This is a genomic window from Alteromonas sp. I10, from assembly GCF_003201515.1.
Taxonomy (GTDB): domain Bacteria; phylum Pseudomonadota; class Gammaproteobacteria; order Enterobacterales; family Alteromonadaceae; genus Alteromonas; species Alteromonas macleodii.
The window spans coordinates 111,134-126,217 of record NZ_QJJN01000004.1; the positions used below are offsets into that span (position 1 = coordinate 111,134).

Consider the following 15,084-nt stretch of genomic DNA (forward strand, 5'->3'; position numbering starts at 1 on the left):
AGCATGGTGTTTACAAAGAAGCTTATGTCAAGCAGTTGGGCAGCCGTTGGCGTAATGCTGAGTGTATGTATGACAGGGTGCACTAGCACAGAGTCTATTGGCTCATTTTGGTTAGGTGAAGACGGTGAAATTACTCATCACGCCGAGCCAGTGCCTGTACCAAGCCGTTCAGGGCTGGAGTACACACCAGATTCTCGCGATAGACAATATCAACAGCACGTGGAAGTCGAACCCGGCTATAAAGACCCACTACACCATGGCTATTCACCTTCACAAACGCATAAGCGCTTAAATGATTACGCCTCGCAACTTGCGATGGAGTTAATGGACAATGCAACCCGTCTTACGCAGCAAGATATGGTGGGTGTGGCGAGTTTTGTGAGGCTTAATCAGTCGTTGAGCGACAGCACCGTGTTAGGCAATCAGCTTTCAGAGTATCTAATAGCCGAGCTACAAGACTTTGGGTTAGCGGTTGTCGACTTTAAGCTTGCAGGTGGAATTACCGTAACGCCAGTCGGCGATTTCGTACTTACTCGAGATGGTACTGCACTCGCTAAACAGGTTGAGATGGACCATGTTGTAACTGGCACCATCATTGAAGATGACAGAGGCGTCCGCGTAAACGCCCGTATCGTGTCGCTGGAAAATAAACAAGTGGTGGCAAGCGCCAACGTATACATTCCTGCGTTTATCGTGATGGACTTAAATAAAATGGCTAGTGTAAACTAGCCATTTACTTCTATTGCGCTCTGCTTTTTCAAAGCGAATTCCTTTCATGTTCGCTTTAAATCCTCTAAACGTCCGATCTTTTGTGTCTAGGCACAGTAGAATTTTCACAAAGATCTCTCCGTTTATTAACCCTGGCTTCTAATCGCTTCGCGAGTCATAAAGCGGCTTGTGTTTACAGCATTAAGCAGTTCATTGCTTAAAGGTAGCGGCTCCTTACATAGACTGCTCACCAAGACCTCTGCCATTAAAGGCGCTGTGGTTAACCCTCGTGACCCTAAGCAAGTAAGGGTGGAAACTACGCTGCTTGGCAACACTGGCGCGCTAGTCAACGGTTTGCCCACGCTTAGCATAGTGTAGTGTTCTTTTAATGAGTCAAAATTATGTAGTGCACCGACAACAGGCTGGTGGTCGGGTGAACCTAAACGCGTAGCCGCTCTGGCTTTACCGTCATGTTGTAATGCTTGCACGATGTCGGTGTTTGCCAGCGCCTGTTCGTGGGTGGCGAGGTTCATTTCAGTTTCACCGCCTCGTACATCGGTATTTAAGTCGTTTTTAACGTAGGTTGAACCTAACGCATGCCGGCCTTCGAATACAGGTGTCATATAGCCTTTGTGACACAACACAGTGTTAAGCTGTTCAATTGGCATTTGGGTGGGAATAGCTTCAACCTGTCCGCGAACAGGGCGAAGGGACAGACTGTCAAAATCGCTAGCGTTTACCGCACCTGCACCAAGGGCAAGGATAAGGTGATCGGCAGTAATAACTTCTTCATTCTCAGCGCTATCTAAGTTAAAACGAATCTGCACCCGCTGCTTTGTTGTCTCAACTGCCTCATGAGACACATAGGTATGGTTGGGTTTCAGCGTGAGTTTGCCACTTTGAAGTGCTTCTTCAATCATGGCAGTAACTAGCTGTGGAGGAGAAAGCCAACCACCAAGGCCAATGTATAAGCCTGAATAGGGAAGGGGCAGGTTAGCGATATCGCTCACTTCTTTGCTGTCTACGGGCTTAATTAAAGTTTCAGGCCAAACGTCGGCTGCTGCCAGTTTATTTTGGCGTTCTGCTACCTTGTCGTTAAAGTTTAGTTGAATAACACCACAGAAATCATGGGCAACGTCGGCTAGGCCACAGGCTTTTACATGTTCAATAGTGTGGTCGTAGGCTTGTCTAGCATACAAAAAACTATGCGCCTGAATGCGGCTGGCAATACTTGCTTCGCTATGGAGCTGCGGGTAAAAGCCGCCTTGCGGGTTGCCAGAAGCGCCGCTTGCAAGGGTGTCACCATTAAAATACAAAGTAGTGTTAATGCCGCGTTTTACTAAAGCCAGGCATGCCGTAGCTGCTGCAAGGCCGGAGCCTACCACTGCGACTTTACTTGTTTTATCTAAACTGTCGTTCGCGTACCTGTAATAGGGGCCTGCAGGTAGGCGAAGTTTATGCTGCACATTCTCATTGTCTTGGTTAAAAACGCCGGTCAGCATGTCGCGCTTACGGCCAAAACCGTTGCGTTTTTTAATGGTAAAACCCACACCAGCTAGCCCACGTTTTACGATGCCTGCGGCGGTAAAGGTTCCAAAGGTTGTACCTGTTTTTGACAAGCGAGCCATTTGGCTAAACAGAGCATCGGTCCACATATCAGGGTTTTTGCTTGGTGCAAAACCATCTAAAAACCAGGCATCGATGAGGCCATTTACAGGGGAATGCCACTGAGGTAGAAGTTCGTGAACATCACCAATCCACAAGTCGAGTGTGGTTGAATGGTTATCAAAATGAAGGCGATGACAACCTTCTAGGCCCATGGGGTAAAGTGAGGCGAGTGCTTGCGCTTCGTCTTTAAGAGCAGGAAAAGCTTCTAGCGCACGCTGCATATCCTGTTGAGGCAGTGGAAACTTTTCCGTGGTAATAAAATACAGGCGCTTTAACGGATGATCAGGGTTCGCTGCTCTAAATTCGTTAAAGGCACGCATGGCGACCAAAAAGTTCAGCCCAGTTCCAAAACCTGTTTCGGCGATGACAAAAGTAGGGTTGCGCCACTGTTGCCAGCGCTCAGCAAGGTCGTTGCCTGCAACAAAAACGTGTTGGGTTTCATCAATTCCGCTGTCGTTAGAAAAATAAACGTCGTCAAAATGGTCGGCGACAGGCGTACCGCTCTCATTAAAATGAACCTGTGCATGCTTAGATTTCACTGTTTATTTTTCTCCGTTTATGTCGTTGTTGTGTTGGCACTTTGAAGTGGAGGCAGTTTTCACTACTTCAACAGCTTGCCCATCCGATGCTTGTTTTGAAACGCCAGAGCTAGCCTGGCTTCTAGATGGACAGTACACTTCTGCAGGTGTTGAAAAGTGCGATGTTACTTTACTGGTCACGAGCTGTACGCCAAGCATACCGCCAATAGTAACCCAAGAACCGTTAACGTTAATTAATCCGCGATGATCCATCGTAGGCGCTTCAGCTTCTGTTTTCGAGATAACCCAAGTGCCTTCGGCAATATCAAAGGTCCATATGGCGTCATCTGCAGTTGAAGGCTCGCCGTTATAGCCAATGCCATTATAGTTGTACGGATTAGTTGAGCCGCCAACAAAATAGATTTTATTGGTGGCTTCATTGCCCGCTGCCGCCATGCGATAGCGCGCAGCACCCGTTGGATGGTCAAGCGTGCGCCAATCAATCTTAAAAGGGTTTTGCTTATCAATTACGCCTTTAAAGCAGGCAGTTTCTGCAGCAAAGCTACGGCGTTTATCGCTGTGAGGTGTTACAGAAACGCCGTCACAAATTACCATAGTGTTATTAACGATGCCGCCAGCTTGCCCGAATACTGGATTGCCAAGAAAAGGGCTCGCCTGTTGCCATTGGCCGGTTTGCGTATCGTAAACCTGCACAAGGTTTACGTTGCCATCGTTGTGCCAGCCTGAAACTAAGTAAACGTAACGGTCTTGGTAAACTAAAGCAGTTGCATCATCAACAGGCACGGGCATAGGCGTTAATAGCGTATATTCCCCTGTTACAGGAGCGTATTTATAAACATCTGGCGTACTAATTTCATTGTGATCTTCATCAACCGTGTAACCGCCAAAAATATAAACGCTGTCATTAACGCCCACTGCTACGGAAGCCAAACGACCTTTTAGTGCAAGGCTGGATGGAACTGGGGGAAGGGCTTGCCACTGCAAAGGTTTATCTTTGCTATCAATAGGAAGCTGCCAAGCACGATTGTGCACGTCTTTATGGGTCTTGCCTTTGCCCAGCCCCATAAAACTAAATACATATTGTGTGTCGTCTATGGTTACAGAAGCTACGGCATTGTTTGAAACTGGCTCTGGTAGCGCGGGGAGGACGGTATGCGCAGCTGTTACTGAGACAGTCGCTGCAGAAGCAATGATAAAGGCAGCCACCACGAAAGAAAGTCGGGGTACCGCACTTTGAAAAATGCGTAGAGCAATGGTTCTTGGCTTTTTTAATAACACAGCAATCTTCAGTTTTATCTAAATTTCGAACGTTTGGCCGCGTATTCTACCTGTCACCTTTTTGTTTTTCCGCAAAAGTTTGTACCTGCTTTAAACTCTTCTTTTCTTATTGCTTCTGCAAATAACAATCTATCAGTAAAAACAATACGCTTATTTAATTGTTTTTGTAAATAATTTGTTAAATTTGGCGCTAGGTCTATTCAAGATAGTTCAGGGAGAAGGTATGGCGGGCGTGTTTCACCAATGTGGTCAAAGCATTTGCAAACGCACTAGAGACGAAATGGATGATCGTGCACGTATCATAGCACGTGCACTGGCTGAGCAAGGTGTGTGCGATAACGATGTGGTAGCTATTTTTATGCGAAACCATGTCGATATATTTGAAATAGTTGAGGCATGCCGATATGTGGGTTCGCGCTATGTTCTGCTTAATTGGCACAGCCCTGTTGCCGAACTTCTGCCTATTTTAGACGACTGCAGCGCTAAAGTGCTGTTCGCTCATCGCGATTTATTAAAGGGGGAGAATGACCGCTAAACCTTATTACAAGTTTCCACCTTGTCAGTGATATACACGATTAAAACGCCGGAAAGCATTTTAGAGCGCTATCATTTAACAGATAATTCACTGTTAGCATCAGAGGCGAAAACTGGGGAACAGTATCAGTGCCTTGATACGCTATTAGCTGCCCCAAACGCAACGCGCCACAATGAGCCGCCAAAACGCTTTAAGGGCATGTTTCCCTACACATCTGGCAGCACCGGAAAACCCAAAGGTATTAAGCGAGATGAAGACCTAACGCGGCCAGACCCTTATTTGATATTTAAGGGGCTGTCTGAAGCGTTAATGCAGCTATCAATAGGTGATCGCTTTTTCGTCTCGGCACCGCTTTATCACAGTGCACCACATGCGCTTACGCTCTGCTGTTTAGCAGCGGGTAATATTGATGTATACATTGAGCCTCAATTCGACCCCGAACGCTTTTTACAAGACATAGAGCGGTTTAAGCTGACTCACGCCTATATTGTTCCCACTATGATGGTGAGGCTACTTAAACTGCCCGAGTCGATAAGAAGCAAATACGACACTTCAAGTTTGCGATTTGCTTTATCAACCGGGTCCGCACTGCCGAGCGACGTGAAAGAAGCAATGATTAACTGGTTTGGTCCAATTTTCTATGAATCTTATGGCGCTAGTGAATTAGGCTTTATGACCCTAATTTCATCTCAAGAAGCATTAGAGAAGCCAAATTCTGTGGGTAAGCCCATTCCCGGTGCCGCGATTAAAATACTGAGCGACGATAAAGAGGAGTGCGAAGTAGGTGGTGTTGGTGTTATATATGCGCACCTTTCCATGTTCGCGCCATTCAAATATACCAATACTACGGGCTCGCAAAGCGACTTACATGTTGGTGAATTCACGACATTAGGTGATATGGGTTATGTGGACGAAGATGGCTACTTATATATTTGCGATAGAAAAAAAGACATGATCATCTCAGGTGGCGCCAATATATTTCCTGCTGAAATAGAAAGTGTCATCATAGAAATGCCTGAGGTTGCAGACTGCGCGGTATTCGGGGTGCCTGATGCTGAGTATGGCGAGAAAGTGGTGGTGGCTGTTCAATGCTCACCCGACAACGCGCTGTCGATTGATGCGCTACACGGGTATTTAGATGGCAAACTGGCGCGGTTCAAGTGGCCTAAAATGTTGCAAATACTCGATACTCTGCCCAGAGAAGATACGGGTAAAATATTTAAGAACAAACTTAGAGCTCACTTTGGTCAATAAAAGAAACCGCTAAAGCTATTTTGAAGGTTTTGTGAAGGTATAAATTAACGCTGGTCATGACCCTGTGCATTCGTGCTACATTGGAATTATTCCGAATAAGAAAGCTTAGACGAAGACGGCAAAAACGAAAAAGAAGGGAAGTGGGAAACTACCTGTTTATACACATAAGCCCAGAATTGAAACAGGTACTGCAACGCTGAAACTTGGCAAATTTGAGTATGGCAATTGGCAGAGCAGACCACTTTACCATTCAAAATCGTTACCATAAGCCGCAACAACGCAAAGGGTAAACTATGAGAAGAGCAGTTATCACCGGTCTTGGTATCGTATCAAGCATCGGCGTAAATAAAGAAGACGTACTTGCTTCACTTAAAGCGGGTAAGTCTGGAATTACATTTTCAGAACAGTTCGCCGAAATGGGCCTTCGCAGCCAAGTTTGGGGCAACATCGACATCGATTTGAAAGACCATATTGACCGTAAAGCTATGCGCTTTATGGGCGATGCGGCAGGCTACGCATACGTGGCGATGCAACAAGCCATTGCAGACTCTGGTTTAGAAGATAGCGACATTTCAAACGAGCGCACAGGTATTATCGCAGGCTCAGGTGGCGCGTCTTCTGAAAACCAAGTGCTTTCTGCTGATATTCTTCGCGAAAAAGGCGTTAAGCGTGTTGGTCCATACATGGTTCCTCGCTGTATGGCATCTACGGTATCGGCTTGCTTAGCAACACCGTTTAAAATTCGCGGCGTGAACTATTCAATTGCTTCTGCGTGTGCAACGAGTGCCCACTGTATTGGTAATGCGCTAGAGCTTATTCAGCTTGGAAAGCAAGACGTAGTATTCGCCGGTGGCGGTGAAGAACTACATTGGTCACTATCAAGCCAATTCGACGCTATGGGCGCACTAAGCTCTAAATATAACGACAATCCTGCCGTTGCATCACGTACTTATGACGCAGCACGCGACGGCTTTGTAAGTTCAGGCGGCGGCGGTATGGTTGTTGTTGAAGAACTTGAGCACGCGCTTGCACGCGGCGCAAAAATCTACGGCGAAGTAGTAGGTTACGGCGCTACATCAGACGGTTTCGACATGGTTGCACCGTCGGGTGAAGGCGCAATTCGCTGTATGAAGATGGCAATGCAAAATGTCGATGCAAATATCGATTACTTAAATACTCACGGTACATCAACGCCTGTAGGTGACGTGAAGGAACTTGCGGCGATTCAAGAAGTGTTTGGCCAAGCGGGCGTACCTATTAGTGCAACTAAGTCACTGACAGGTCACGCACTAGGTGCAGCGGGTGTAAACGAAGCTATCTATAGCTTGTTGATGATGGAGAATAACTTTATTGCGCCATCAATTAATATCGACACGCTAGACGACGCGGCACAAGGGCTAGATATTGTTACTCAAGCACGTGAAGCAACGTTAAACACAATTATGTCTAACAGTTTTGGTTTCGGCGGCACTAACGCAACGCTTGTTATGCAGCGTTACAACGGTTAATTGAAACCGCTCGAACCAGTAAGCTTTTTTAGCTTTAGTTAAGAAGTTTCAAAGAAGACAAAAGGGCGTAAACCTGAGCACCGTGGGTGTTTGTGTTTACGCCCTTTTTTGTTCCATTTTTCTATGAAAAGTGCCTAGGTATTATAGAGAAGACAATACCAATTACTTTTTAATTCTCTATTTAAGCTAACGCATCGGTCAGCTTGAGCATTAATAGGTACATTTATATAGTGAGCAATAAATCAATTCAAAAAAAGATAGGAAATCATGAATGTAGCAGGGAAGTTTTTGTTTGGCTTATTCTTATCATTTTGTTTTTCAAGTTCGATATTGGCGCAACAGCTTACTTTAGAAGAGCATGTGTTAAATTCAAAAGTACTCAACGAAGAACAGAAAATAAGTGTTTACCTTCCTGAGAAGTATGGAGAAGATCCCACTCACAGATACCCAGTAATATATGCTTTGGACGGCAAGTATTATAAACAAATGGTAAGTGCGGTAATTGCACGCTTTTATGATGACTGGCTAATTCCTGAGACTATTGTGGTTACTATAGATAATGAAAACCGCATCAGAGATTATACACCTACTCCACACGCAAAAGCTGATGTACTTAGCGGTAAAGCAGATGTTTTCCTAGACTATATCGAAAAAGAGCTTATCCCTTTTGTAGACAGTAATTATCAGACTTCTGAATTTAGAATTTTCGAAGGTCACTCTCTTGGAGGATTACTTTCGTTATATGCCGTTCAAGCTCGGCCTGAACTCTTTACAGCGCATTATGCTTTCAGCCCATCCCTTCACTGGGGAGATAATAAAACAGTAGAAAAAATTATTACTTACCTTTCATCTCGTAAATCCTTAAAGCAATTCATATATATGAATTTAGGTAATGAAATAGTAAAAAGTGAGTATGAAACAACTAATACAATGGCCGCTTCTTTTTTAAGGTTACAAACCTTTTTCAAAGAACACAGTGTTCCAGGGTTAAGGGTGAAAAGTGAAATTTTAAAAAAACTTCCCCATGCTGCAACGAATATATCCGGTTTGGTTAATGCAACAAACGAACTCTACAGGAATTGGGTTTTACCATTTGATGCAATAGAAGGAGGGCCTGAAGCCATTTCTGAACACTACGAAAAGCTATCTTCCGACCTTTATCAAGAAATTCAACCTCGTAAGGGGTCAATTAACTTCGCCGCAGACTACATGACCAATGGTGTTCACTCTCCAGAGAAAGGTATGAAGTTATTAAAATACAATGCATCATTATATCCAGACTCTGCGTGGGTTATTTTTAACTTAGCCAAAGGTTACGAGCAACGTGAGCAGGTGGATCTTGCAAAAAAATACGGACAAGAAGCTTTGAATTTGATAAATCAAGATGACGAAGAGTTAAAATCTTCAATTGCTAGTTTTCTAGATGCTCTATGATCCTAGATGACCCAACCGTTTGGTATATGTGATGGAAGATACATCAATTACGGTTATCTCATGTCGTTACCATTGCTAGCCACCATGTTTGTCTGTAGTTGCCAGAAAAGACTATTCTTCGGCTGCGTACATTTACCCGTCACTCAAGCTGCCTGTGATAATTTTGGCTCTTGTCTTCTCTAAATTAAAAAATGCTGATGTTTAACCAAGTCTGGTGTAATATTGCACCAGATAAGATTTATTGGAGTAAATGTCATGCCTCGTCAAAGTATCACTCTGACTGAAAAAAATGATGCGTGGCTCAAAAGTCATATTGAAGATACGCGAGAATATGCAAACAAAAGTGAACTCGTGAATGATTTAATTCGCCGGGCCAGACGCGCTGAGGAAATAAATCAAAAGCTCGTCAGTGCAGAGAGAAGCGGATTCATTGAACAATCGCCTGAAGATATGCTGAAAGAATTTAAGGCTGAATTAAAAAGATAAATGGAAAGCTACAAGTTATCGCTGAATGCCAAAGAGGATCTCAGGCGTATTTATACATATGGATTTGTAGAATTTGGCGAACTCCAAGCAGATAAGTATTTCGAAGGTTTTTTTCAGACATTTGAAAGAATTGCAAGTAATCCATCCGCATACCAATCAGTTGACCATATTCGACAGGGGTATAGACGCTGCGCTTATGGTTCAGACAGTATTTACTATCGATACAATGGTATTGAAGTTGAGATAATGGCAATTCTGGGTGGGCAAGACATCGTTGAATGGCTCTAAATCAAGCCAACAAACAAAACTCGGTGTCCGCTCTTTTTTTTGGCAGACCTTAAAGACGGAAACGAAGTTGCACCGCTCAATACATTTCGTCACGTACAAATCCATATCTGACTAAGTAAAACCCTAAGCTCACCCTAATATTAATAGAGGGCTACTGTGTTATTACTAAGTTTTCGGAAAATTACTACAAGGCATTCCATAGCGGAATTCTAGTATTAGTTAAAGCTTTTCAGCTAACTTTTGAATTGCTTCAACAACTATTTCTGGCTGCCTTTTCTGAATAGAATGCTGACGTTCCCCTGAAAAAATGATTGTGCTATTGGTAGAGCGAGTGGCAATGTCTTCCTGCAAAGTCGCCCATACCAAATCTCTGGTTTTTGTATTATCGATTTCAGAAGATGCTTTATTTCGCGCAACAACAACCAAAGGCAAATTGCCAAAGTTAGGCGTTAATTCATTTAATTCACTAAGGCTTCTTGGAAAGTATTCGGCTTCATCTAAGCTGGTATATTGATGTTTGGTTGTACTTTTTTTAGCTTTTTCTTCTGGATTAGTGTTGGAAAGGTACAATCTGGGAATACCGACAGGGGCTGCCCACATTCCAAATTTGAAAAGGTATTTTTGAAGATAATTCGTTTGAGGCATCTCCTCTATCTGATCTTCATGGGCAGAGTCTACCAACACCAAAGCGGCTATATATTCAGGATAGGTAAGGGCATAGCGCTGCATGTTAACCCCACCAAATGAATGGCCTACAAGGATAATTGGTCCAGTAATATCTTTGTCTTTTAGAACCGAGTGAAGTTCAGCGACAATGACTTTACTGTCTCTATCGTGCGGGCTTTCCTCACTCCACCCAAGGCCAGCTCTATCATAGGTAATAACCCGAGAAAACTGTGAGACTTCTTCTACTACTTTGTTCCAGACTGATGAGTCATCACCCATACCAGCGTCAAAAATTACGGTAACTTTTCCTGTTCCAGTGTCCTCGACATAAAGGCTATAGCCACCGATATCTATCATTTCTCCACGCTTGTCAAAAGAGGTGGAATCGACATAGCTTGAATATGACTGATATACAAAACCGACTAATAAAAGCATAACGATGCTGACAGATAAAATTTTCAACGCGAACTTTCCTTTTCTTTGCGTTTCCACGACTTTATTAATATTCCACAAATTCTTTAGCAATTCAGCTAGTTATTTCGGTTAGATAAACTGGTAACGACTAAACAAGGTATCTGGTTCGGGAATAGTGATTTTCCCGTAATGCCGTTTAACCAAACCTTCTTGTTGAAGTTCACCTAATAACTGGTTCACCGTTTGCCTACTGCTATTTATCATTTGCGCTAAAGATTCTTGCGAAAGGGTAAGTGTAATCGCGTTATGTTTGGGCAAATGCTGACCGTAACTGGTGGTAAGCATTAAAAGCCGTTTTACCAGCTGGTGCTTAAGGCTAAGACCCGCACTTGAGTCAATAAACTGAAACGCGCTGCGCACTCGCGTGCATAAAAGGCGAGTAAAATGCGGGTAGAGTTCAGGGAACTGTTCAAGCAGTGCTTTAAACGCGTTCTTTTGAATAATCGCCACCGTGCAATTTGTCTCGCAGAAGTTGTCGTGAGTACGAGGGAGGTCGTCAAACATCGATATCTCACCAAACCAGGTGCCGGGGCCCAGTAGTGCAAATAGCATTTCGCGACCATCTACGCCCACAGTGACAACTCTTAAACGGCCTTCGCATACGCCGTAAAAACCGACACCGTCTTCACCTTTGGCATGAAGTTGCTGCCCTGCTTTTAGGTGTTTTAGGCGCATCTTGTCGAACATGGCTTCCTGCAAATAGGGTGGGAGCGCGCCAAACCAAGTAGAGCTAGCGAGAACAGGTTTAAATTTTTCCATTTAACAAATTTCTTACAATGTCGTATATCCGACAGTGTATAGCAATTACTGCGCGTAATGTAGGTGGTAAGAGAAAGTTAGTGGAAGTTTCATTGAAACGTTCAAGGTATCGAGCCTTCCACCTAGGGCTCCCGCCTCAAATGAAATTAATTTGTACGTTAAAAGAGTAAATCTATGACAGATTCAGTAAAGTCGAAAGTTAGCAGTGAAGAATGGCAAACCCGTGTTGACCTTGCCGCATGTTATCGCGCAGTTGCTATGTATGGTTGGGACGACCTTATTTTCACCCATATTTCTGCCCGTGTTCCTGGGCCTGATCATCATTTCTTGATCAATCCTTACGGTTTAATGTTTGATGAAGTTACTGCATCAAGCTTGGTTAAAGTTGATCTTCACGGTAACAAGGTAATGGAAAGTGAGTACGACATTAACCCAGCAGGTTTTACTATTCATAGCGCCGTTCATGAGGCTAGAGACGATGCAAAGTGCGTGTTGCATTTGCATACAGCAGAAGGTGTGGCGGTATCCATTTTAGAAGAAGGACTGCAGCCTTACTCGCAACAGTCGCTTTTTCCGCTGGCGTCGCTTTCCTATCATGCCTACGAAGGCGTGGCGCTAAACCCAGAAGAAAAAGTGCGATTGGTTCGCGACCTTGGTGATACCCAATTTATGATTTTGCGCAATCACGGGCTTTTAACCTGTGCAGACAATATTCCCGATGCATTCTTGTTTATGTTTATTATGCAGCGCGCCTGTGAAATTCAGTTAAAAGCGCAGGCCACAGGCAAGCCGCTTATTCCAATTCATTCGGCAATTCTAGATGGCATTCGTACACAAGCCGATCAAGTCACTCGGCAGGCTGGTGGTTCGTTAGCATGGCCGGGTATTAAACGACGCGTTGAACGCCGTTTCCCTGGTTACGACAAGTAACTATTTAAAGTTAACGTTATCCAATACCACGTTCGCAAAGGATGAAGTGGACAAAAAACGTGAGCTAAAGCGGTTTGCTCTAAGCATTCCCGTTTTAAAGGATTGTATGAACTTCGGCCGTCTCTTTAATGTTGCGGCCAAACGTGCATCAAAATGACGTAAATTAAACGAATCACCGATAAGATAAATCAAGGGCGCTGGGTTACTAAAAGCCTAAGTTAAGGTACACTTAGCGCCATGAAAATACTTCTTGAAGATACCATTCCGTTTGGCACCGATTACCTTAATAGCGTAGGTGAGATTGAAACCTATGCGTGGCAATCTCTTGTGCCTGAAATGCTGCGCGATGTAGATATTCTTGCGCTACGTTCTACTACCAAGGTTACCCCTGAACTGCTGACCAGCGCTAGCAAGCTCAAGTTTGTTACTACGGCAACGGCGGGGACCAATCATCTAGATAAAACGCATTTAGATAGCGTGGGTATTATGCATAGCAGTGCAGCAGGCTGTAATGCCGTAGCGGTTGCCGAGTACGTGTTGAGTGTTTTGCTGCACGCGCAAAAAGCCCAAAAGCTCGATTTATATAATGCGACAGTGGGAATAGTAGGTGCTGGTAATGTGGGAACTGCATTATCAAGAATTTTAATGGCAATTGGCGTTAAACACTGTCTGTATGACCCACCGCTACAGCAAGCGCTAGCAAAATCTGGTAAGAAGGAGCATAACGGTCAGTCATTTGTAGACTTAACGCAAATAGCAAAGTGCGATGTTATCTCGCTTCACGTGCCTTTTATTAAAGGCGGCGAATATCCTACATATCAGATGATAGACGAAGCGTTTCTGGAAGGATTAACGTCAAACCAGCTGCTTATAAATGCATGCCGGGGTGAGGTTATTGATGAAGTGGCACTACTTAGCGTACTTCAAGGGGAAAAAGCGCCAACGGTGGTACTCGACGTATTCGATAATGAGCCTGCCATAAATACAGCATTATTTGACTATGTTTGGTTCGTTACACCACATATCGCGGGGCACTCTGTAGAAGGCAAAGTGCGCGGTACGCAAATGATTTACGAGCAAATTTGTGACGTAGTGGGCAAAGCCCCAGACAAAGTGCTTAGCGACTTTTTAGAGAAAACCAATCCGATCAAAGTTGCGTTAAATTCGCCTGAGGCGGTGCGGTTGTCGGTTGAGGATCTCATTGCCGTATTCCACAATGTGTATGATGTAGCTATTGACGATGAGATAACGCGAAACGCGTTTGCGTCAGGCCATAATGAAACGCCAGAGACACACATAGCAAATACGTTCTCTACATTGCGCAAGCAATACAGAGTGCGTCGCGAGTGCAGCGCCTATGCGTTACACTTGCCAAAAAACACCAGTAAGCAAATCCAAGACACATTCACCAAACTGGGCTTTCACGTAAGTCTGGTTTAGTTATTTTAATATTAGGAGCATAAAGCATTATGTCGCAAGCGTTTGACGTAGCGGTACTTGGCGCCACAGGTTTAGTGGGCCAAACCATGATTGAACTATTAGAAGAGCGAGACTTTCCGGTAAACCGTTTGTATCCGCTTGCCAGTAAACGTTCAGCAGGTAGTACCGTGTCGTTTAAAGGCGAAGACATTGAAGTATTAGATGCTGATGATTTCGATTGGTCATTAGTGCAATTTGGCTTTTTCTCAGCTGGAGGCAGCATTTCTGCAAAATTTGCTCCGCTAGCGGCAGAGGAAGGCTGTATTGTTATCGACAATACTTCAGAGTTTCGTTACGAGCCAGATATCCCACTTGTGGTGCCAGAAGTTAACGCCCATGCACTGGCAGAGTTTCGCAATAGAAACATTATTGCGAACCCAAATTGCTCAACCATTCAAATGTTGGTTGCACTTAAACCTATTCAAGACGCGGTTGGTATTGACCGTATTAATGTGTGCACATACCAGTCAGTTTCTGGTGCAGGTAAAGAAGCCATGGAAGAGTTGGCTAAACAAACCGCAGGTTTGCTAAACGCACGTGAAGTAAAGCCAGAATCGTTTAGTCGCCAAATTGCCTTTAACGTTATCCCTCAAATAGACGTATTCCAAGACAACGATTACACCAAAGAAGAAATGAAAATGCTGTGGGAAACCCAAAAAATTATGGGCGATCAAAGTATTTTGGTAAACGCGACGGCTGTGCGCGTGCCGGTTTTCTACGGTCATGCTGAAGCCATTCACTTAGAAACGCGTTCGCCAATAGATGCGCAGCATGTTAAAGAGCTTTTGGCCGATGCGCCAGGCGTAACAGTTTACGACGGAAATGAGCAATTCCCAACGCAAGTAAGCAGCGCTAGCGGCAACGACATTGTGCATGTGGGTCGTATCAGGAATGATATTACTCATCCTTGTGGTTTAAATTTGTGGGTGGTGTCAGACAACATTCGCAAAGGTGCAGCGACAAACAGCATTCAAATTGCTGAGACACTTATTCGCGACTACTTGTAAATGCTCTACAGAGACACAGCCTCTGATTAATTGGATAAGCACAGGAAAAGGTAAACATTTTTCTGTGCTTG

The 15,084-nt window shown here is 44.2% G+C and carries 12 protein-coding genes and 1 pseudogene; 9 read left to right on the top strand and 4 right to left on the bottom strand.

Annotation, left to right across the window (positions count from 1 at the left end; genetic code table 11):
* Positions 1–3 precede the first annotated feature (3 nt).
* A complete protein-coding gene (locus tag BZA03_RS09525; RefSeq protein WP_110288626.1) occupies positions 4–729 on the top strand; it encodes a FlgO family outer membrane protein in 726 nt (241 codons plus the stop codon).
* A 125-nt stretch (positions 730–854) separates the two neighbouring features.
* On the opposite strand, the gene mnmC is transcribed toward BZA03_RS09525, so the two are convergent.
* Together mnmC and BZA03_RS09535 are read right to left on the bottom strand one after the other, a co-directional pair.
* Positions 855–2,915, bottom strand: coding sequence for a bifunctional tRNA (5-methylaminomethyl-2-thiouridine)(34)-methyltransferase MnmD/FAD-dependent 5-carboxymethylaminomethyl-2-thiouridine(34) oxidoreductase MnmC (gene mnmC, locus BZA03_RS09530; RefSeq protein WP_110288627.1), 2,061 nt, complete (start codon positions 2,913–2,915; stop codon positions 855–857).
* 3 nt (positions 2,916–2,918) lie between these two features.
* A complete protein-coding gene (locus BZA03_RS09535) occupies positions 2,919–4,193 on the bottom strand; it encodes a galactose oxidase (protein ID WP_110288628.1) in 1,275 nt (424 codons plus the stop codon).
* Between the two features lie 223 nt (positions 4,194–4,416).
* Here BZA03_RS09535 and BZA03_RS09540 point away from each other — a divergent pair.
* The 5 genes and pseudogenes from BZA03_RS09540 to BZA03_RS09565 all read left to right on the top strand — a co-directional run bounded on the left by BZA03_RS09540 (position 4,417) and on the right by BZA03_RS09565 (position 9,698).
* Positions 4,417–5,982: pseudogene (locus BZA03_RS09540) on the top strand (AMP-binding protein).
* A 293-nt stretch (positions 5,983–6,275) separates the two neighbouring features.
* Positions 6,276–7,490, top strand: coding sequence for a beta-ketoacyl-ACP synthase I (fabB, locus tag BZA03_RS09545; protein ID WP_110288629.1), 1,215 nt, complete (start codon positions 6,276–6,278; stop codon positions 7,488–7,490).
* Between the two features lie 267 nt (positions 7,491–7,757).
* Positions 7,758–8,924: an alpha/beta hydrolase gene (locus tag BZA03_RS09550; protein WP_110288630.1), complete on the top strand. Its 1,167-nt coding sequence runs from the start codon at positions 7,758–7,760 to the stop codon at positions 8,922–8,924.
* A gap of 255 nt (positions 8,925–9,179) precedes the next feature.
* On the top strand, positions 9,180–9,410 hold the full coding sequence (locus BZA03_RS09560; RefSeq protein ID WP_110288631.1) for a CopG family transcriptional regulator: 231 nt from the start codon (positions 9,180–9,182) through the stop codon (positions 9,408–9,410).
* Entirely contained in the window at positions 9,411–9,698 is a 288-nt protein-coding gene (locus tag BZA03_RS09565) for a type II toxin-antitoxin system RelE/ParE family toxin (RefSeq protein WP_110288632.1), read from the top strand. It begins immediately after the preceding gene.
* Positions 9,699–9,917: 219 nt separating this feature from the next.
* Here BZA03_RS09565 and BZA03_RS09570 read toward each other — a convergent pair whose 3' ends face one another.
* Positions 9,918–10,826, bottom strand: coding sequence for an alpha/beta fold hydrolase (locus BZA03_RS09570; protein WP_146212362.1), 909 nt, complete (start codon positions 10,824–10,826; stop codon positions 9,918–9,920).
* Positions 10,827–10,907: 81 nt separating this feature from the next.
* Complete coding sequence (locus tag BZA03_RS09575) at positions 10,908–11,597, bottom strand: Crp/Fnr family transcriptional regulator (protein ID WP_014979674.1); 690 nt, start codon at positions 11,595–11,597, stop codon at positions 10,908–10,910.
* Between the two features lie 174 nt (positions 11,598–11,771).
* Here BZA03_RS09575 and BZA03_RS09580 point away from each other — a divergent pair, with 174 nt between their 5' ends.
* The 3 genes from BZA03_RS09580 (at position 11,772) to BZA03_RS09590 (ending at position 15,013) form a co-directional block, all read left to right on the top strand.
* A complete protein-coding gene (locus BZA03_RS09580) occupies positions 11,772–12,527 on the top strand; it encodes a class II aldolase/adducin family protein (RefSeq protein WP_039225270.1) in 756 nt (251 codons plus the stop codon).
* A 237-nt stretch (positions 12,528–12,764) separates the two neighbouring features.
* Entirely contained in the window at positions 12,765–13,967 is a 1,203-nt protein-coding gene (locus tag BZA03_RS09585; RefSeq protein ID WP_110288634.1) for a 4-phosphoerythronate dehydrogenase, read from the top strand.
* Positions 13,968–13,996: 29 nt separating this feature from the next.
* The gene (locus tag BZA03_RS09590) at positions 13,997–15,013 is read left to right on the top strand and encodes an aspartate-semialdehyde dehydrogenase (protein WP_014979671.1); all 1,017 of its coding nucleotides are present in this window, start codon (positions 13,997–13,999) and stop codon (positions 15,011–15,013) included.
* Positions 15,014–15,084: the final 71 nt, after the last annotated feature.